Origin of the sequence: Bacillus cereus group sp. RP37 (assembly GCF_040459695.1) — a bacterium.
In the GTDB taxonomy this organism is placed as follows: Bacteria; Bacillota; Bacilli; order Bacillales; family Bacillaceae_G; genus Bacillus_A.
This window is the reverse complement of sequence record NZ_JARVHP010000001.1, coordinates 4,496,908-4,515,343: the sequence shown is the minus strand read 5'-3', so window position 1 is coordinate 4,515,343 and position 18,436 is coordinate 4,496,908. Positions and strand designations below refer to the sequence as shown.

Genomic DNA, 18,436 nt, shown 5'->3' with positions numbered 1-18,436 from the left:
TCATTATGGTGTGAAGCGACTAAACTGTAGTGGTCCGTGATATATTTTTTCAGCTAATGAATCACTATGACGAATGTAATGTTCGTACGGGGGAATCGTGTTGACATACATAAGCCAAATTGCCCCTTTTTGATCCATAATGGTGGAAAGCTCTAGCTCGAATAACGAAGAATAAGATGCATCTAGTGTTTGAAACACTTCATTTATAATGTCTTGTAAAGCGTCTTGTAGTAGTTGTACACCGGTACTAGATAGTACGTATTTAATTTTTGAAAATGAATGCAGAGAGGAATCATCCGTTGCCGAAAGTAAAAGTTGATTTGGAAATGAGCTTTTTTGTATAAATTGACCGATAACGTTCCACTCGCGTTCTTTATTTTTTTGCAAAATGGTTCGAATATGGAGTGGGTATGTTAATTGATTTGGTGGTTGCAGCATGGTATGCGTGATGTAACGTGCTGAGCGTATGTTACGTTTGTACCAAGATATAAATTCATCTGTCCGTTTGATTGGAGTAGAAGTATGATAGGCGTCATTTATTGTATCGATATGAAACGTTTTATTTTTATAAGCGACCCGATACAGGCTTTCAGTGGAATGTGTATGAGTAGGACGTATAATAATATCTTTTGTTTTTAATAACAGTTTGAAAATATTTTGTATCGTTGCTATTTCAAATTTTGGTATATAAGGAGATAATTTTTTATTCGTGAGAAATACATCATGTAGTTCGCTTAAGTCAATGAGTGTGTTATTTAAAAAAGTAGTGGAAGGACGGTTGTGTAATGAGTGAATAATTGACTTTGCTTTTTCGAAGTCTGTTTCCTCGTTAAAAGAAGAACGATCGTATATATAAGAAGGAATAGGGAATGTTTGCTCTTTCCATTTCCCTGTATCTGTATCATAAATCAGACCAGAAATAAGATCTGTTTTAGGATCAATACCAAATGGCGTAAACTGGGCAACGACATTATGATAAAGTCGAGCGCGTTTAGCGATTTCGGTGTAATACGTTTGCTCATAATGAGGCCAGCAAGTTAAAATACCGAGAACCAACGAAATCACTCCTTTACTAACAAAATGTTGACATAATAGGCGAAGCTATATATTGCAAATACGTTTTTATACCATTATACTTTTGTCCGTATGATGATATGCTATAGTTTTGGAGAAGCGAAAGGTTGATTGTAATGAATATATGGTTAAGTATGTTAACGACGACAGGGCTCGGAGCAATTATTGGAGGATTTACAAATCATTTAGCGATAAAAATGTTATTTCGTCCGCATCGCCCTATTTATATTGGGAAGTTTCAAGTGCCATTTACCCCAGGATTAATTCCGAAGCGCCGTGATGAGCTTGCTGTTCAATTAGGGAAAATGGTTGTCGAGCATTTATTAACGCCAGAAGGAATCGGAAAGAAGTTAACAAATGCAGAGTTTCAAAAAGGTTTAATCCAATGGGCACAAGTAGAAGTGGATAAAGTAATGACGAATGAACAGTCGTTAAGACAAATGTTAGAAAAATGGAATGTAGCGCATGTAGAAAAAGAAGCAATCAGCAAAATCGAGCATGTGATTACAGAAAAAATAGAGGCATTTTTAGCGGAGTACTATACATATACATGGGAACAAGCTTTACCTCATTCTGTTCATGAAAAAATAGAGAATGCGATCCCAAATGTCTCGGCGTTTATTTTAGAGCGAGGAAGTAGGTTTTTTGAAAGTGAAGAAGGGAAAGCACGTCTTTCAAAAATGGTTGATGATTTCTTTGCTTCTAGGGGAACTCTACTTAACTTAGTCGGAATGTTTTTAGGGAATGTAAGTGTAGTGGATCGTGTGCAGCCAGAAGTCATTAAGTTTTTAGGGCAAGATGGCACAAAGCAGCTTTTAACTGATGTACTGCAAAAAGAGTGGGAAAAGTTAAAAGGAAGAGATGTAAAAGAATTAGAAACGTTTGTAGAAAAAGAAATGATTGTAAGCTCCATATTGTCAGCAGTTAAAGTTGAGGAAACAGTGAGTAAGTTTTTAAACCAATCTGTGCAGCAAGTATGTGAGCCGGTTCGAGAAACAATCATGGAAAAGGTAGTCCCAAGTGCAGTAACGAAAGGCTTGAAGTGGGGGGCAGAAAACGTAGCGAGTATATTAAATAATCTCCATCTTGCGGAAATTGTCCAGCAAGAAGTCTCCACATTTTCAACGGAGAGACTAGAAGATTTAGTCCTGTCCATTACAAAAAATGAATTGAAAATGATTACGTATTTAGGAGCATTATTAGGCGGAATGATCGGACTCGTGCAAGGACTGTTATTGTTATTTCTTAGATAATAAGGTGAGTACATAGAAATAAAAGTGAAATTTCTTCACATCTCTTGCATAGTTTGATATGGTAAGAAGAGGTGCGTATGTAAATGCACGTAAAAGGCAGTGCGAGAGAAAAGCGCTAGCCTTCTAAAGGAGGAAAAATAAAATGACAAAAAACATTCATGATGTAGCATATGAATTACAAAAAGCAATCGCTGAAAACGAAGATTTCAAAACGTTAAAAGAGAGCTACGCAGCAGTTCAAGCTGATGCAGCTTCAAAGAACTTATTCGATGAGTTCCGCACAATGCAACTTGGTCTACAACAAAAAATGATGCAAGGTCAAGAAATCACTGAAGAAGACAACCAACAAGCACAAGAAGTTGTAGTTCGCATTCAACAAGATGCTAAAATTACAAAGTTAATGGAAACTGAACAACGCCTAAACATCGTTATCACTGACGTTAACAAAATTATCATGAAGCCACTTGAAGATTTATATAACGCGCAACAACAAGCGTAATAGTGAAAGACGCCCCTTGTATGGGGCGTCTTTTTTGTGGTTTCTATTTGTATATATCATTATTTCTTGAAATACTCAGTATCAATGTTCTTTTCCTTCAAAAACTTTTCAATTTCTTTTTGTTTCCTGCCATTAACTTGTTCAAAGCGTTTTGTAAAAGAAAAATCAGTTTTGAACAAGTTACCATCTTGAGCGAGTTTTTCTAATTCTTGCTCTAGTTCTACTGAAAGTGCCGTGGACGCTGAAATATAATCATGGATTTCCTTTGAAGGCTGTTTGTAATCATCAGGGATCGTATTGTTACTAATAAAATTATGGAAGTTCGCATCATTTTGTTGCGCTAAATCGATTAGTTTTTGTAATTTCTCTCGGTCGGATTCGGTGATATTCTCGTCAGACATGGCTGACGAAAGTGGAACGGTGTTTTCGTATAATTCTCCGCTATAATCTAAATAAGTTTTTATATTTTGTTTCATTTCATCTTCATTAATAGTTTCATTCTTTTTTGAGGAAGTGAATATAGTTTCCGGAATTTTAATCGTAACATCTTTAATAGATTGTATATCGTTTTCTTCCTTAGGTTGTGCACTGTTTGAACAAGCTGATAGAAATAAAATTGTAAGTAACATGAGTGGATATAAAATATACTTTTTCATATTAATCTCCTTGTACATTCATTATTATCTTTGTAAAATAGCTACATTCCATTTTAAATACTTTACTAAAGTTGCGTATAGATGTTTTACCATTTGATAAGATATGACGGATATGAGCAAACCGCTGCAAAAAGCGATGAACACGTTGTAAACATCGGAATAACTAATTTGATGAAACCCTTTAAAAAATCCTAATCCTATTAATAAAATAGGTGAAATAATTAATAATGGAGTGGCAATGATAAGTGCTAGAAGAATCGGTAATAGAAAGAGTAGTACGAAAAAGGCGATAATGATAAAGGTAAAGTTTAAAACACTTAAGCCCATAACAGAAAATAGTGCGGTTATCATATTTTTAAAGCTTCGTTTATTGTCAGCGTTATGTATTGCATATGAAACATTAAGTTCTTTAGCAATCGTTTTAGGGTTTCCTAGTTTTTTAGAAATTTCCTCTTCAGATATTCCATCTCGTTTACCACTAATAAAATGAGTTTCGTACTCTGAAATAATATCTTTCTTTTCTACATTAGGCATATTCCGCAGGGAAGAACTAAGTTGTTCCAAAAATTCACTTTTGTTCATAATAATCACTTTCCTTTATAAAATGATGAATTATAGCTGAGAATCCTCTCTTTTTTGAAAGAGGGATATACGAATCGTAAATGGCATTCCAATTAATGGGTGTTCCAATATTTACAAATATATCATTTGCTAGTGTTCTTTGCAAGGTACTGTAAAATTTTTGATACTGTGATGAGATAGAAGTTTTTTGTCCATTTTTAGAGGAGATATAAAAATATTATTTTAGGATAAATAAAGGGTTGTAAGCGCATTCTCTAATGGTTGTCAAAATAATGTCATATTCATATTCTTGGAAAAATAATGCATTTGTAATATAATAATAAATAATACTTCACCACATTAATTAACTAGGTGAAATTTAAAATCTTTATTACACACATTATGAAATAAAGGAATGATTAGTTTGAGTACAGGTGTAAAAGCAAACGACGTGAAGACAAAAACAAAAGGAGCAGATCTTGTTGTTGATTGTTTAATTAAACAAGGTGTTACACATGTTTTCGGTATTCCAGGAGCGAAGATTGACTCTGTATTTGATGTACTGCAAGAAAGAGGACCAGAGTTAATTGTTTGTCGTCATGAACAAAACGCAGCATTTATGGCAGCTGCGATTGGTAGATTAACAGGGAAACCGGGCGTATGTCTTGTAACTTCAGGACCAGGGACATCAAATTTAGCGACAGGTCTTGTTACTGCGAATGCAGAGAGTGATCCCGTTGTTGCTTTAGCTGGTGCAGTTCCGCGTACGGATCGATTAAAACGTACGCATCAATCGATGGATAATGCTGCACTATTCGAACCAATCACAAAATATAGCGTAGAAGTAGAGCATCCTGATAATGTGCCAGAAGCACTATCGAATGCATTCCGAAGTGCGACTTCTACAAATCCAGGCGCTACTTTAGTAAGTCTTCCGCAAGACGTTATGACTGCGGAAACGACTGTAGGGTCTATCGGTGCGCTTTCTAAGCCACAGCTTGGAATCGCTCCCACACATGATGTTACATATGTAGTAGACAAAATAAAATCAGCAAAATTACCGGTCATTTTACTCGGCATGAGAGCGAGCACAAATGAAGTGACGAAAGCCGTTCGTGAATTAATTGCGGATACAGAACTCCCTGTCGTTGAAACATATCAAGCAGCTGGCGCCATTTCACGTGAGTTAGAAGATCATTTCTTTGGCCGCGTTGGCTTATTCCGTAACCAACCAGGTGATATTTTACTAGAAGAGGCAGACCTTGTGATTTCTATCGGTTATGACCCAATTGAGTATGATCCGAAATTCTGGAATAAACTTGGAGACAGAACGATTATTCATCTTGATGACCATCAAGCAGATATCGACCATGATTACCAACCAGAACGTGAATTAATTGGTGATATTGCCTTAACTGTAAATAGTATCGCGGAGAAATTACCGAAATTTGTATTAAGTACGAAATCAGAAGCAGTGTTAGAACGATTACGCTCGAAATTATCAGAGCAAGCAGAAGTTCCAAATCGTGCTTCAGAAGGTGTTACGCATCCGCTTCAAGTGATTCGTACACTTCGTTCTTTAATTGATGACGATACAACTGTTACATGTGATATCGGTTCCCATTACATTTGGATGGCAAGATGTTTCCGTTCTTATGAACCACGTAGACTATTATTTAGTAACGGTATGCAAACGTTAGGTGTTGCACTTCCTTGGGCAATTGCTGCTACTTTAGTAGAACCAGGTAAGAAAGTAGTTTCCGTATCAGGTGACGGTGGTTTCTTATTCTCAGCGATGGAGTTAGAAACAGCGGTACGTTTAAATTCTCCGATCGTACATCTTGTATGGAGAGACGGTACGTATGATATGGTTGCGTTCCAACAAATGATGAAATACGGTAGAACATCAGCTACAGAGTTCGGCGATGTTGATATTGTAAAATATGCAGAAAGTTTCGGTGCGACAGGTCTTCGTGTTAACACGCCAGATGAATTAGAGGGCGTATTAAAAGCCGCATTAGTAGCAGATGGTCCTGTCATTATTGATATTCCAATCGATTACCGTGACAACATTAAATTAAGCGAAAAATTATTACCAAACCAATTAAACTAATGGAGGCATGGTTGAGATGACTGTTGCGCAATTAATTGATATTGATGCAAAAAGAACGAAAACGAATAACGAAGTATATCAAACATCTACAATGCTTGCGCTATTAGATGGTATATATGATGGTGTGATTAGCTTTGAGGAATTGAAAGAACGCGGTGATTTCGGCATCGGCACATTTGATCAATTAGATGGTGAAATGATCGCATTTGATAACGAATTTTATCATTTACGTTCAGACGGTTCAGCAGAAAAAGTAGAACCGGAAGAAACAACACCATTTGCGACTGTAACGTTTTTTGAAAAAGAAATGAGTTATACGATAGAGCGTCCGATGAATCGTGAAGAAGTGGAAGCTTTATTACATGAATTGATGCCTAGTAAAAACCTATTTTATGCGATTAGAATGGATGGTACGTTCCGTGAAGTAAGAACGAGAACTGTTCCAAGACAAGAAAAACCGTATACACCGCTCGTTGAAGTGACGAAATCACAACCAATCTTCTCATTTGAAAATACAGAAGGTACGCTAGCTGGCTTTTGGACACCAGATTATGCGCAAGGTATTGGTGTAGCTGGTTTCCACTTACATTATATTGATGATGAAAGAAGCGGGGGCGGACATGTTTTCGATTATGTTGTTGAAAACTGTACGATCCAAATTTGTCAAAAAGCTCATATGCATTTAGCACTTCCAGAAACAGCTGATTTTATGGCGGCTGAATTATCTAGAGAAAATTTAGAGGATAACATTGCGACTGCGGAAGGCGCGGAGTAATAAGGGAGAGACTGTTCCATTGTGGAACAGTCTTCTTTTATTCGTAATGTCATTATTTATCGGTAATTCGATATTCCTTTTCGAACCGTTGATATATTTTGAGTTATGATAGATATATTTGAAAAATCGTTGATATCGTTTATTTCTTTGACACAAACGGATGCCCCTCGTAATAAAAACGCCACGGATAATGTACAGCTTCTTCTGCATAGTCGATGTTAATACGAGGTCCTGCTGTTATTTTATATTTTGATGATATGTGTTCTTCTTCTGGGACGAGTTCAATATGTAATGTGTCACTTTGTAAGGATACGCCTCGTTCTTCTAACGTAATTCCGAGGGCACGGCATAGTTTGCCAGGGCCGTTCGTTAAATTTTTATACTGCGCCTTTGTAATGTCGGTTTTGTTGTAGCGCGCTAGTTTTATTTCTTCTATTCCATCTACCGGTTCAAGGGCTCGAATGAGAACGCCTTGCGGGGTGCCAACTGGCGCTGTAATGACGTTAAAACAATGATACATACCGTAAATTAAATATACGTAAGCATGCCCCGGTGCGCCAAACATGACTTCTGTGCGATCCGTTCGTCTGCCGCCGTAACTATGTGCGGCTTTATCATCGGGACCTTTATATGCTTCTACTTCTACAATCGTTCCGCTTCTTTTTATTCCATCTACAATATGTACAAGTTTGTGTCCAAGTAACTTCTTTGCAACTTCTAACGTATCGCCTTCAAAAAAGGAAGGTGGTGCCTGCATTGTACTATCTCCTTTACTGAGTGTATATGTATATAGTAAACCAAATTTTCAGTAGTAATTCTAACTCGTTCTATTTGCTACATTTATTTCATAAATTATGGATAGAGTACAACAGCGAAGAGGGGGAGTGCGACATGATTTATCGCTTACTAGCTCTTAATATAGATGGGACACTACTATACAACAACGGAAAAATTGCAAAAGGATTAAGAGAAACAATTGAATTTGTGAAAAGAAAAGATGTATACGTTACATTATTTACGAGCCGTAATTTTCAGTCCGCTCATAAAGTAGCGAAGGCTTTAAAATTAGATTCTATATTAGTGACACACGGCGGTGCTTTCGTTTCAGCAACGTTAGATAAGCCGTACGTTCAAAGAAGATTATCGGAAGAGAAGACGTTTAACATTGTGCAAGTATTAGAGCACTTTGATTGTAACGTACGTATTTCTCATGAACGGTTTTCAATCGGAAATCGTGAGAGAAATACACCAAACTTAATTGCGCGTACTGTATTATCAAGCGCAGATCCGTTGTTTTATCCAGTTCAATTTGTAGATTCGTTAGGTGATGCGCTTCGTGATCATCCAGTAGCGGCGCCAAAAATTGATGTTATTTTCCAAAGTAAAGGTGAAAAAGAACGAGGGATAAATACATTAAGAAAAGCATTCCAAGATATCGAGTATGTTGAGTGTGATTCGAAACGAATAGAAATTTTGCCGCAAAATGTATCGAAATTACGCGGATTACAATTGCTTGGAGAGCATTTAAATATTTCACTAAACGAAATGGTTGCGATTGGAGATAGCATGGAAGATCTAGAGATAATTGAAAATGTAGGGCTCGGGGTAGCAATGGGGAACTCGCCTGTAGAGTTAAAACAGGCAGCCGACTGGATTACACGTTCAAATAGTGAGAACGGCGTAGAGTATATGATTAAAGAACATTTCCGTAAGCAATTCCCGCTTCCGTTTTTGAAAAATCATAAAAATACACCGAAATGATGAAAGAAAAACGTAGCTTTTGGCTACGTTTTTTGATTGGTTTTATTTTAGAGATGAAAGCGTTTCATAAAGATGAATTGTGTCTAAAATCCATACAATTCACTTGAATCATTTAGAAAACTGTTGTAAAGTGGAGGATGTTACCAAAAAAGTTACACCACGTGAAATATTCTTTAGATTAATTTTATTGAGCTTTCGTAAGTAAAAACATTTCCGCATGTTAGTTTAGTGCACGTATTATTTCAAAAATGAATTGTAGTAATGTTATTAATTCGTTGTAGAGTTTCTTTGTTTTATTTAAATGGATTATTTTAAGTTAATGTGAGTAAGATTTGGTATATATGAAATGAGCTTCTTTTCATAAATCTAGGAATTATAAAAGGGGGAATGAATTTTTTGAGGAAATCATTTAATCAAAAAATAAAAAAATTAAGTAGTAGTTTTATAGTCTTATTATTAGTATGTACGAATTTTTTAATCCATTTACCATATAAAGCAGAGGCAGCTACAACAGAATTAAAAGGCTTAGGTGATGTATCTTATTACAATGCAATCATTTTTGGAGATCATAGTGCAACGAGTGCGGATATTGAGGGTGCAATGGCCATTCAAAAAAATATGAATGCATCAGGTTACACAGTCTTAGCAGCTGCATTTGGAGAATGGAACATAGCTGGAGCACCCTGGGTAGATGAAGGATATCCATCATTATTACTAGGTGGTCAATTTACGAAAGCGGGAACAGGACAAGTAATTATTCAAGATGGAACAGTGGCAATGACAAAAGATGGTGACCCAGAAGGTGCAATGAAATCATCATATGACCGTATTTCTTATAAAGAGCAAGCGGAGATTGATGCTAAATTTAAAGAGTTTAGAAAAGACGTTGATAGTGTAATTGAGGATGCGGGCCAATTACATACTGATAAGCCAAAACCGGGTATGACTTTTGGAATCGGTGAAGATGTAAATAACCCTAATATTTACGTTTCTTCAGGCCAAAATGGAGAGAAAACATTTAATGTAAGTGATGTTTATCTTCCGAATGTAAGTAATAAAGACTTTATTGTTATTTATTCAGATGCAGAAGAAGTGAATTTTGGTGGCGGCGCAATTTTGTATGATACAAAAAACACTGGGATGGCAACAGACCTAATTGATACATCGCATAAATATGTTCCTGATTCACCGTTTACTGAGTTAGCTAGTAAAGTCATTTGGGTGTTTCCAAATGCTAAAAACATAACAACTAAAGGATATGGTGTAATAGGAAGTGTATTTGCGCCTAATGCAGTTGTAGATACAAAGGGTGGCTCAATTAACGGACAAGTCTTTCTTGGTGGATTACACCAAAGAGATGGCTTTGAGGTTCATAATTTTAAATTTAATTGGCCGAAATGGAATAAGCCATCAGTTGAAAAAGTAACAGGTCAATTTGAAATTGTAAAAGTAGACGCAAGTGATGAAACAAAATTATTACCAGGTGCCGAATTTAAAGTGTATAAAGATGGTAAACAAATAGATACATTACGAACAGATGAGACAGGTAAAGTAATCTCTAAAAAATTAGAACCAGGTAAATATACATTAAAAGAAACGAAAGCACCAGAAGGATATAAATTACTAAAAGAAGAAATTGAAGTTACTGTGGAAGAGAACAAAGTAGTACCGGTAATAGTTAAAAATGTGAAAGAGTTGGGAAGTTTACAGGTAGTCAAAAAGGATGCTGAGAGCAAAAATGTGCTAAAAGGCGCGGAATTTAGACTAAAAAACGAAAATGGTCAAATAGTTGGAGGGGCGAAAACAACAAATAAAGATGGTGTTGTTACATTCGAAAACTTAGTGCCAGGTAAGTATACATTAGAAGAAACGAAAGCGCCAGAAGGCTACAAAGCGATAGAAGTTACAGTAGAAGTAAACGTTGTAGCAAATAAAGTAGCGAAACGAGAAGTATTGAATGAAAAAATGAAAGAAGAAATTACAGGTCAATTAGAAATTACAAAAGTAGATGCTAATGATACAGGTAAAACATTAGCTGGCGCAGTGTTTGAAATTTGGAAAGATGGATCAAAAATAGACACATTAACAACAAATAAGAATGGTAAAGCAATTTCTAAGAAGTTAGAACCTGGAGATTACATTTTAAAAGAAGTTCATGCACCAGAAGGATATAAATTATCTGATAAGGAAACTAAATTTAAGATTTCTAATGAAAAAGTAGAAGTTAAAAATCTTGAAATTACAAATGAAAAAGAACAAGACAAAGGTCCAGAAAAACCAGGTGAGGGAACAGAAAAGCCAGGTGAAGAAACAGAAAAACCAGGTGAAGAAACAGAAAAACCAGGTGAAGAGACAGAGAAACCAGGTGAAGAAACAGAAAAACCGGGCGAAGAGACAGAAAAACCAGGTGAAGAGACAGAGAAGCCAGGTGAAGAAACAGAAAGACCAGGTGAAGAAACAGAAAAACCAGGTGAAGAAACAGAAAAACCAGGTGAAGAAATAGAAAAACCAGGTGAAGAGACAGAGAAACCAGGTGAAGAAACAGAGAAACCAGGTGAAGAAACAGAGAAGCCGGGTGGAGAAACAGAAAAGCCGGGTGAAGGTCCAGAAAAACCAGGTGAGGGAACAGAGAAACCAGGTGGAGAAACAGAGAAGCCGGGTGAAGGAACAGAAAAACCGGGTGAGGGAACAGAGAAACCAGGTGGAGAAACAGAGAAGCCGGGTGAAGGAACAGAAAAACCGGGTGAGGGAACAGAGAAACCAGGCGAAGAAACAGAAAAGCCGGGTGGAGAAACAGAGAAATCAGGTGAAGAAACAGAAAAGCCAGGTGAAGGAATACAGAAGCCGGGTCAGGGAACAGAAACTTCAAGTGAAGAAGTAGGAAAGCCTAACTTACCAGAAAAAGAACAAGGCAGTTCCAATGATCAAAAACTTCCAGCTACAGGGCATAATACAAATTACCTTCCGTTTATAGGTGTAATTCTTGTGTTATTGGGAATACGTTTAAGATTTATGACTAAGAATAGCTAATGTTTATAAAAGGCAGAAGAGAAATGTCATCTCTTCTGCCTTTAAGTTTTTAAATAGAAGAAATAAGGTAAAAGCTTCTGTATTGACCTGCAAACGCCCTTCAAGTAAACTAAAGAGAGTTTGCAAATGAAAAGGTGATAATGTTGTTAATTTCAATTAAAACGTTACAAGATGATCGTTTTTTACGTCCGCTGCAAAATATTGGCGGCTTATTTTTTGAAGATAGTACGATTGGATTTGAACAAGAGGAAGCAAATCTTATCGTTGATATACACATTGAGGATAATGTGAAAGCATCTGCTTGTTTAACAGATGTTGCTACTGGAAATGTGTATGAAGAAACATTCGCAAAAGATTTATCTGCTTTCACAGATGAAAAAGAGCGTATGAAGCAAGTGAAGCACGTTGTTTCTTATGTATATCTTTCTGTTCTTCAGCAGTTAACTGGTCTTGAACAAAGCTGGGGCATTTTAACGGGAGTTCGTCCGACAAAACTTCTTCATAAAATGCTTCAAAATGGTATGTCAAAAGAAGAAGCACACCAAGAACTTCGTGAAAGTTATTTAATTCATGAAGAGAAAATTGAACTTCTTCAGCGCATTGTTGATTGCCAATTAGCGGTTGTTCCGGATTTATACCGTTTGAAAGAGGAAGTAAGTATTTATATCGGTATTCCGTTCTGCCCAACGAAATGTGCATACTGTACATTCCCTGCGTATGCAATTAACGGACGTCAAGGCTCTGTTGATTCGTTCTTAGGTGGTTTACATTATGAAGTTCGTGAAATTGGTAAGTTTTTAAAAGAAAAAGGTGTAAAAGTTACGACGATTTATTACGGCGGCGGTACACCGACAAGTATTACAGCAGAAGAGATGGATATGCTGTATGAAGAAATGTATGAAGCGTTCCCAGATGTGAAAAATGTGCGTGAAGTAACAGTTGAGGCAGGTCGCCCAGATACAATTACGCCAGCGAAGCTAGAAGTGTTAAATAAATGGAACATTGACCGTATTAGTATTAATCCGCAGTCATACCATCAAGAGACACTAAAAGCAATTGGACGTCATCATACTGTAGAAGAAACAATTGAGAAGTATCATTTAGCTCGTGAAATGGGAATGAACAATATTAATATGGATTTAATTATTGGTCTTCCTGGTGAAGGGTTAGATATCTTTAAGCATACGTTAGATGAAACAGAAAAGTTAATGCCAGAATCATTAACAGTTCATACGTTATCATTTAAACGTGCTTCTGAAATGACGCAAAACAAACGTAAATATAAAGTAGCAGGTCGCGAAGAAATTACAGCGATGATGCACGAAGCAGAAGAGTGGACGCAAAAGCATAATTACGTACCATATTACCTATATCGTCAAAAGAATATTTTAGGTAACTTAGAGAACGTTGGATATGCAATGCCGACGCAAGAAAGTATTTACAACATTGTCATTATGGAAGAAGTACAATCGATTATCGGACTTGGCTGTGGTGCATCAAGTAAATTTGTTCATCCGAAGACGGGAGCAATTACGCACTTCGCAAATCCGAAAGATCCAAAATCATATAACGATGGCTTCGTAAAATATACAGAAGACAAACTGAAAATTTTAGAAGAGCTATTTGTATAAGAAGAAGGAGGTTGTTCCGATTTGGGATAGCCTCTTTTTTATGTTGTTAGCTTTTGTCGGTAAGTCGATATGTTTGAAAAATCGCTGATATAATTTGAGTTGCGGTCGATATAATTTCACTTACCGTCAAGCGGCACTGTTTGTAAAACTATGTCGATAATAATCAGAAAAATTAGTCAAATCATTAGAGGACAATGTCTACTTATGGACGAAATGATAGATTTATGAAAGAGAAAAGGGGGAAATTGTTGGCATGTACATGACGATAGGGAGAATTTTTGATTTAGCAGTTGGTAAGTATCCGAATAAAGAGGCGTTAGTAGAGCCTGAAAAAAATATTCGCTGGACATATAAACAGTGGGATGAGCAAATAAATAAAACGGCGCAAGCTCTATTGAAAGAAGGGGTAAGAAAGGGAGATACTGTATCTGTTTACTTATATAATTGCCGTGAATTTGTAAACGTTTACTTAGCCTGTGCGAAAATTGGGGCGATCTTTAACCCGGTTAATTTCCGCTTAAAGGCAAAAGAATTATCGTATATCCTCCAAGATGCAGCCTCGAAAGTAGTAGTCTTTGAAAAAGCAGTTGAATCAACTGTTGCTATTATTGAACGAGATTTTCCAAATTCGTCATTTTGGTATGTAGAAGATAATACACCATCCTATGCTAGTTCTTACCATGAAAAAGTAAATGAAGCACCAGCTGAAAAAGTAGATATTGTAGTCGATGAAATGGATTATTGTTCTATGCTTTATACGAGTGGTACGACTGGTCATCCGAAAGGCGTACTGCATCGCCATCGTGATATGGCTGAGCATAGTATGATTTGTACGTATTTCATAAAATATAATAGAAATAGCGCCGGGCTTGTAGTTGCGCCTTTATATCACTGCGGTGAGTTAAATGCGGGGATTATTCCGCGCATTCAAGTTGGCGGAAAGAATGTTATTTTACATCACTTTGATACGGATAGAGTATTACATACGATTCAAGAAGAGAAGATTACGACGTTTTTTGCAGCACCGACGATGTGGAATATGTTACTGCAAAAAGATTTAACGCAGTACGATTTAACTTCGCTGAAGATTGGTGTATATGGTGGGGCAGCGATGGCTCCAGCACTAGTGAAGGAATGTAAAGAACGTCTTTATATTGATCTTGTACAAATTTACGGAATGACAGAAATGGGACCAGTTGTTGCGTTTCTAGTAGAAGAAGATCAAATGACGAAAGCAGGCTCAGCGGGAACACCATGCTTTAGTCATGAAATTCGCATTGTAAAACCAAGCGATGATGTACCAGCAGAGCCAGATGACGTATTGCCTCCTTATGAAGTTGGGGAGATTATTTTGCGCGGCCCAACTATGATGGCTGGTTATCATAACCGAGAAGAAGCAAATGCAAAATCGATGTATAAAGGATGGTATCACTCTGGTGATTTAGGTTACTTCGATAATGATGGCTATTTATTCGTCGCAGATCGTGTGGATGATATGGTAATTAGTGGTGGCGTTAATATTTATCCACGTGAAATTGAAGATTTCCTTCATAGTCATCCTGGTGTATTAGATGTTGCAGTGCTTGGAGAGCCAGATGAATTATGGGGAGAACGTGTTGTGGCTGTCGTTGTAAAGAAGGATGAAACGATTACAGAAGGTGATTTAGAAACATATTGTAAAGAAAGTGATGAATTAGCAGACTATAAACGTCCGCGTCATTATTTATTTGTGGATGAACTTCCTCGTAATGCGAGTGGGAAATTACAAAAATTTGTGCTGAGAGAGTCGTTGAAGGGTGCGAAACAATAGGGAGTAGAGCAGTCGTCTATACAGATAAAGCTATCTTTTTTAATAAGAAAAGATAGCTTTATTTTTTTGAAAACGATTGAAGAAATGGTATATATCTTCTATTTAAATCCTCTTTTATTATTATATAAAATATTTTTTGTAGCAGTACACTTTGATTGTAAATGCATGTATACCGCTTTAAATAAAGGTTTAGTAAATTGCTCAGGTGGATTTTATAGATGTTGAAATAATAATTTTAGTGTGAGTGGAATAAAGGTATTGGAGGAGTATATTCGAGGGATAAAGATAGTTAATCATCAGATGACCTTATGGATAAAATGGTCATTTGGTTCGAAAAGGTTACTACTATAATAGTAACAAAATAAATGGTGGATGAACAGTCTTGTAATGCACTTTTATAAGGACTAATATTTATTGTTGGCTGCCCAAAAGATAAGAAAGATAGTTTGATGCTGCAAATAATCTTTATTTTAAAGTGTGGTTTAGGGTAGAAGAATGAAGTAATCAAAGATGGAGGGTTTATGAGTACATATTTAAAAAGAATATCTGTAATTTGTTTTATTTTTACTGTTATCATTGGACAAGTTTTTACACCTATCGTAGGTCATGCACAAGAATTAAACACAACTGGATTTGTTGATAGTTTTGCATTTGAAAAGACGAAATTAAATTATGGGGAAAAGACTAGCATACATGTAAACTTTAGTGAAAAGCCTGGAAAGAAGATGAAGTCTGGGGATACATTAACGTTAACACTACCTCCAGAATTAAAGGGCTATAGTGGAACTATCGCATTAAAAGATGAATCAGGACGCGTTTTTGGTACGTGCCAGATTAATACAAATAATGTAGTTTGTACATTTAATGATACAGTAGAACAGCTTCAAAATATTCGAGGGAATTTTAATTTTGCTGTTCAAGGTACGAATGTAGAAGCAGGAAAAACGAAAGATGTACAAACGAATTTAGGAACAAGTTTAGAAAAGCAAACGGTAAGTATTACGCATCCAAAAGGCGAAGGTACAGAACCGGGAATCTTTTTCTATAAGTCTGGTGATATTCAGCCAGACAAAAGTAATGAAGTACGTTGGTTTTTAAATATAAATTTAAAGAAACAACATTTACATGACAACATCATTTTGAAAGATACTTTACAAGAAGGACAAATGCTTAATAAAGATAGTTTTAAGATAACTATTAATAATAGAGAATATTTGTCTCTTGAGCAATTTCAAAAGCGAGGTTATGGATATATTAAGTTTACTAGCGATAACTCATTTGAAGTTGTAGTTTATAGACATATGGGGAGCGCTAATTCCTTTACGGTTTTCTACACGTCAACTATTACTGATAGCGGGAAAAAATTAAAATATTTACAGAATGACTATAAACTTGATTATCAAATTTTATATGAAAAGCCTATTTCTGAATCTAATAATGTAAAGGTTGAAAATATATCGTTTGGCGGCGGAGCTGAGGGGGATTTACCTGCGAAAGGAACGCTGCAAATTGTGAAACATATTGAAGGAAACGAAGGAAAAGTTATTCCAGGTGTTTCTTTTAAATTGTATAAAGAATCAGGTCAGCAAATTGGTGATTCTTATACAACAAATAAAGATGGAGTAGTTGAAGCACCAAACCTTACTCCAGGTAATTACTACGTGCAAGAAATTTCTGCTCCGAATTACGTAGAGTTTGATCCAAAAGCAAAGATTCCTTTTACAATTAAGAAGGATGATGTACAGGGAATAAAACTTATGGTTCCAAATAAGTTAAAAACTACATCAGTTACGGGAACGAAAACGTGGGAAGGCGATAAAGTAAACGATCGCCCAAAAACGATTAAAGTAGATTTACTGCAAAACGGTAAAGTCATTACAACGAAAGAAGTTACGGCAGAAAATGGTTGGAAATATGAGTTTGGAAAGTTACCAGCAGTTGATAGTGAAGGAAAAGCTCATACGTATGAAGTGAAAGAACAACCAGTATCAGGATATCAATCGAAAGTTAACGGATATGATATTACAAATATAAAAATCCACGAAGTAACAGAAGTGGAAGAACAAGGTAAAGAAGAATCAATAGAAGAACTGGAAGCTCCAACTAACCCAGAAGCACCAAATGTGACAGAAGAGCCGAAAGAGCTAGAGAAGCCAGAAGTTACGGAGAAGCCGGAAATTCATGTAACACCAGAAGAAGAAAAAGTTGAAGAAGAAACAACAGAAGAAATAAAAGAAGAAAAACCGGAAGAACCGAAAGTAACAGAAGAGCAAAAAGAGTTAGAGAAGCCAGAAGTTACGGAGAAGCCGGAAATTCATGTAACACCAGAAGAAGAACAAACTAAAGAAGAAACAACAGAAGAGATAAAAGAAGAAAAGCCGGAAACACCAAAAGTAACAGAAGAGCAAAAAGAGTTAGAGAAGCCAGAAGTTACGGAGAAGCCGGAAATTCATGTAACACCAGAAGAAGAACAAACTAAAGAAGAAACAACAGAAGAGATAAAAGAAGAAAAGCCGGAAACACCAAAAGTAACAGAAGAGCAAAAAGAGTTAGAGAAGCCAGAAGTTACGGAGAAGCCGGAAATTCATGTAACACCAGAAGAAGAGCAAGCTGAAGAAGGAACAACAGAAGAAATAAAAGAAGAAAAACCGGAAACACCAAAGGTAACAGAAGAGCCGAAAGAGTTAGAGAAGCCAGAAGTTACGGAGAAGCCGGAAATTCATGTAACACCAGAAGAAGAACAAGTTGAAGAAGAAACAACAGAAGAAATAAAAGAAGAAAAACCGGAAACGCCAAAGGTGACAGAAGAGCCGAAAGAGTTAGAGAAGCCAGAAGTTACGGAGAAGCCGGAAATTCATGTAACACCAGAGCCGAAAGAGCTAGAGAATCCAGAGGCAACAGAAAAACCGGAAATGCATGTAACACCGAAAGAAGAACAAACTAAAGAAGAAACAATAGAAAAAATAAAAGAAGAAAGCCCAGAAGTATTAAACAAACAAAGTGTACAAGAAAAAGTAGAAGTACAAAACAAGCAAGAGGTACAGAGTAAAGTACAAAATAAGTCTGAGGTATCATCAAGTGAAGAAAATAATAAGAAAACAAAACTTCTTCCTCAAACAGGTGGAGTATCAACAGAAGCTACTTCTGTTATGGCAGGTATGTTCTTATTACTTTTCGGAGCGATGTTGTTTAGACGTCAGAAAAACTAATGAATATGAGAGTTCGTTCGGAAACAAAATGTATGTAAAAAAAGCGGAGACTATAGTCTTCGCT

At 36.3% G+C, this 18,436-nt stretch carries 13 protein-coding genes; 9 read left to right on the top strand and 4 right to left on the bottom strand.

Going from position 1 to position 18,436, the window contains the following annotated elements; all coding sequences use genetic code 11:
- Nucleotides 1-3: 3 nt before the first annotated feature.
- Nucleotides 4-1,056, bottom strand: coding sequence for a YheC/YheD family protein (locus QCI44_RS23855; protein ID WP_016089164.1), 1,053 nt, complete (start codon nucleotides 1,054-1,056; stop codon nucleotides 4-6).
- A gap of 134 nt (nucleotides 1,057-1,190) precedes the next feature.
- Between QCI44_RS23855 and QCI44_RS23850 the strand changes: the two genes are divergently transcribed.
- Together QCI44_RS23850 and QCI44_RS23845 are read left to right on the top strand one after the other, a co-directional pair.
- On the top strand, nucleotides 1,191-2,327 hold the full coding sequence (locus QCI44_RS23850; protein ID WP_353811470.1) for a DUF445 domain-containing protein: 1,137 nt from the start codon (nucleotides 1,191-1,193) through the stop codon (nucleotides 2,325-2,327).
- Nucleotides 2,328-2,469: 142 nt separating this feature from the next.
- Nucleotides 2,470-2,826 (top strand): YlbF/YmcA family competence regulator, encoded by a 357-nt coding sequence (locus tag QCI44_RS23845; protein ID WP_016089162.1) that lies wholly within the window; start codon nucleotides 2,470-2,472, stop codon nucleotides 2,824-2,826.
- 59 nt (nucleotides 2,827-2,885) lie between these two features.
- On the opposite strand, the gene QCI44_RS23840 is transcribed toward QCI44_RS23845, so the two are convergent.
- Nucleotides 2,886-3,482, bottom strand: a complete 597-nt coding sequence (locus QCI44_RS23840; RefSeq protein WP_016133711.1) for an NDxxF motif lipoprotein — start codon at nucleotides 3,480-3,482, stop codon at nucleotides 2,886-2,888.
- 24 nt (nucleotides 3,483-3,506) lie between these two features.
- Complete coding sequence (locus QCI44_RS23835) at nucleotides 3,507-4,064, bottom strand: HAAS signaling domain-containing protein (protein WP_016133712.1); 558 nt, start codon at nucleotides 4,062-4,064, stop codon at nucleotides 3,507-3,509.
- Between the two features lie 403 nt (nucleotides 4,065-4,467).
- Between QCI44_RS23835 and alsS the strand changes: the two genes are divergently transcribed.
- Complete coding sequence (gene alsS / locus QCI44_RS23830; RefSeq protein WP_353811469.1) at nucleotides 4,468-6,156, top strand: acetolactate synthase AlsS; 1,689 nt, start codon at nucleotides 4,468-4,470, stop codon at nucleotides 6,154-6,156.
- Nucleotides 6,157-6,172: 16 nt separating this feature from the next.
- Nucleotides 6,173-6,931 carry an alpha-acetolactate decarboxylase gene (gene alsD, locus QCI44_RS23825; RefSeq protein WP_000215036.1) on the top strand — a complete coding sequence of 253 codons (759 nt, stop codon included), beginning with the start codon at nucleotides 6,173-6,175 and terminating at the stop codon, nucleotides 6,929-6,931.
- Nucleotides 6,932-7,070: 139 nt separating this feature from the next.
- Here the strand turns inward: alsD and QCI44_RS23820 are convergent, their stop codons facing one another.
- A complete protein-coding gene (locus QCI44_RS23820) occupies nucleotides 7,071-7,688 on the bottom strand; it encodes a DNA-3-methyladenine glycosylase (protein ID WP_016089156.1) in 618 nt (205 codons plus the stop codon).
- 134 nt (nucleotides 7,689-7,822) lie between these two features.
- Between QCI44_RS23820 and QCI44_RS23815 the strand changes: the two genes are divergently transcribed.
- From QCI44_RS23815 to QCI44_RS23795, 5 genes are all read left to right on the top strand, one after another.
- Nucleotides 7,823-8,692: a Cof-type HAD-IIB family hydrolase gene (locus tag QCI44_RS23815; protein WP_016089155.1), complete on the top strand. Its 870-nt coding sequence runs from the start codon at nucleotides 7,823-7,825 to the stop codon at nucleotides 8,690-8,692.
- Between the two features lie 396 nt (nucleotides 8,693-9,088).
- On the top strand, nucleotides 9,089-11,722 hold the full coding sequence (locus QCI44_RS23810) for an MSCRAMM family protein (protein ID WP_353811468.1): 2,634 nt from the start codon (nucleotides 9,089-9,091) through the stop codon (nucleotides 11,720-11,722).
- 140 nt (nucleotides 11,723-11,862) lie between these two features.
- Nucleotides 11,863-13,353 carry a coproporphyrinogen III oxidase gene (locus QCI44_RS23805; RefSeq protein ID WP_016136536.1) on the top strand — a complete coding sequence of 497 codons (1,491 nt, stop codon included), beginning with the start codon at nucleotides 11,863-11,865 and terminating at the stop codon, nucleotides 13,351-13,353.
- A gap of 253 nt (nucleotides 13,354-13,606) precedes the next feature.
- Nucleotides 13,607-15,163 carry a fatty acid--CoA ligase gene (locus QCI44_RS23800; RefSeq protein ID WP_016133717.1) on the top strand — a complete coding sequence of 519 codons (1,557 nt, stop codon included), beginning with the start codon at nucleotides 13,607-13,609 and terminating at the stop codon, nucleotides 15,161-15,163.
- Between the two features lie 521 nt (nucleotides 15,164-15,684).
- A complete protein-coding gene (locus QCI44_RS23795) occupies nucleotides 15,685-18,372 on the top strand; it encodes a Cna B-type domain-containing protein (RefSeq protein ID WP_353811467.1) in 2,688 nt (895 codons plus the stop codon).
- Nucleotides 18,373-18,436 lie beyond the last annotated feature (64 nt).

Bases quoted from the DNA above. Each gene is read 5' to 3' on its own strand.
- QCI44_RS23835 (WP_016133712.1), bottom strand. From the start codon at position 4,064: ATGAACAAAAGTGAATTTTTGGAACAACTTAGTTCTTCCCTGCGGAAT.
- QCI44_RS23820 (WP_016089156.1), bottom strand. From the start codon at position 7,688: ATGCAGGCACCACCTTCCTTTTTTGAAGGCGATACGTTAGAAGTTGCA.
- alsD (WP_000215036.1), top strand. From the start codon at position 6,173: ATGACTGTTGCGCAATTAATTGATATTGATGCAAAAAGAACGAAAACG.
- QCI44_RS23805 (WP_016136536.1), top strand. From the start codon at position 11,863: ATGTTGTTAATTTCAATTAAAACGTTACAAGATGATCGTTTTTTACGT.
- QCI44_RS23850 (WP_353811470.1), top strand. From the start codon at position 1,191: ATGAATATATGGTTAAGTATGTTAACGACGACAGGGCTCGGAGCAATT.
- QCI44_RS23800 (WP_016133717.1), top strand. From the start codon at position 13,607: ATGTACATGACGATAGGGAGAATTTTTGATTTAGCAGTTGGTAAGTAT.
- QCI44_RS23840 (WP_016133711.1), bottom strand. From the start codon at position 3,482: ATGAAAAAGTATATTTTATATCCACTCATGTTACTTACAATTTTATTT.
- QCI44_RS23795 (WP_353811467.1), top strand. From the start codon at position 15,685: ATGAGTACATATTTAAAAAGAATATCTGTAATTTGTTTTATTTTTACT.
- QCI44_RS23815 (WP_016089155.1), top strand. From the start codon at position 7,823: ATGATTTATCGCTTACTAGCTCTTAATATAGATGGGACACTACTATAC.
- QCI44_RS23845 (WP_016089162.1), top strand. From the start codon at position 2,470: ATGACAAAAAACATTCATGATGTAGCATATGAATTACAAAAAGCAATC.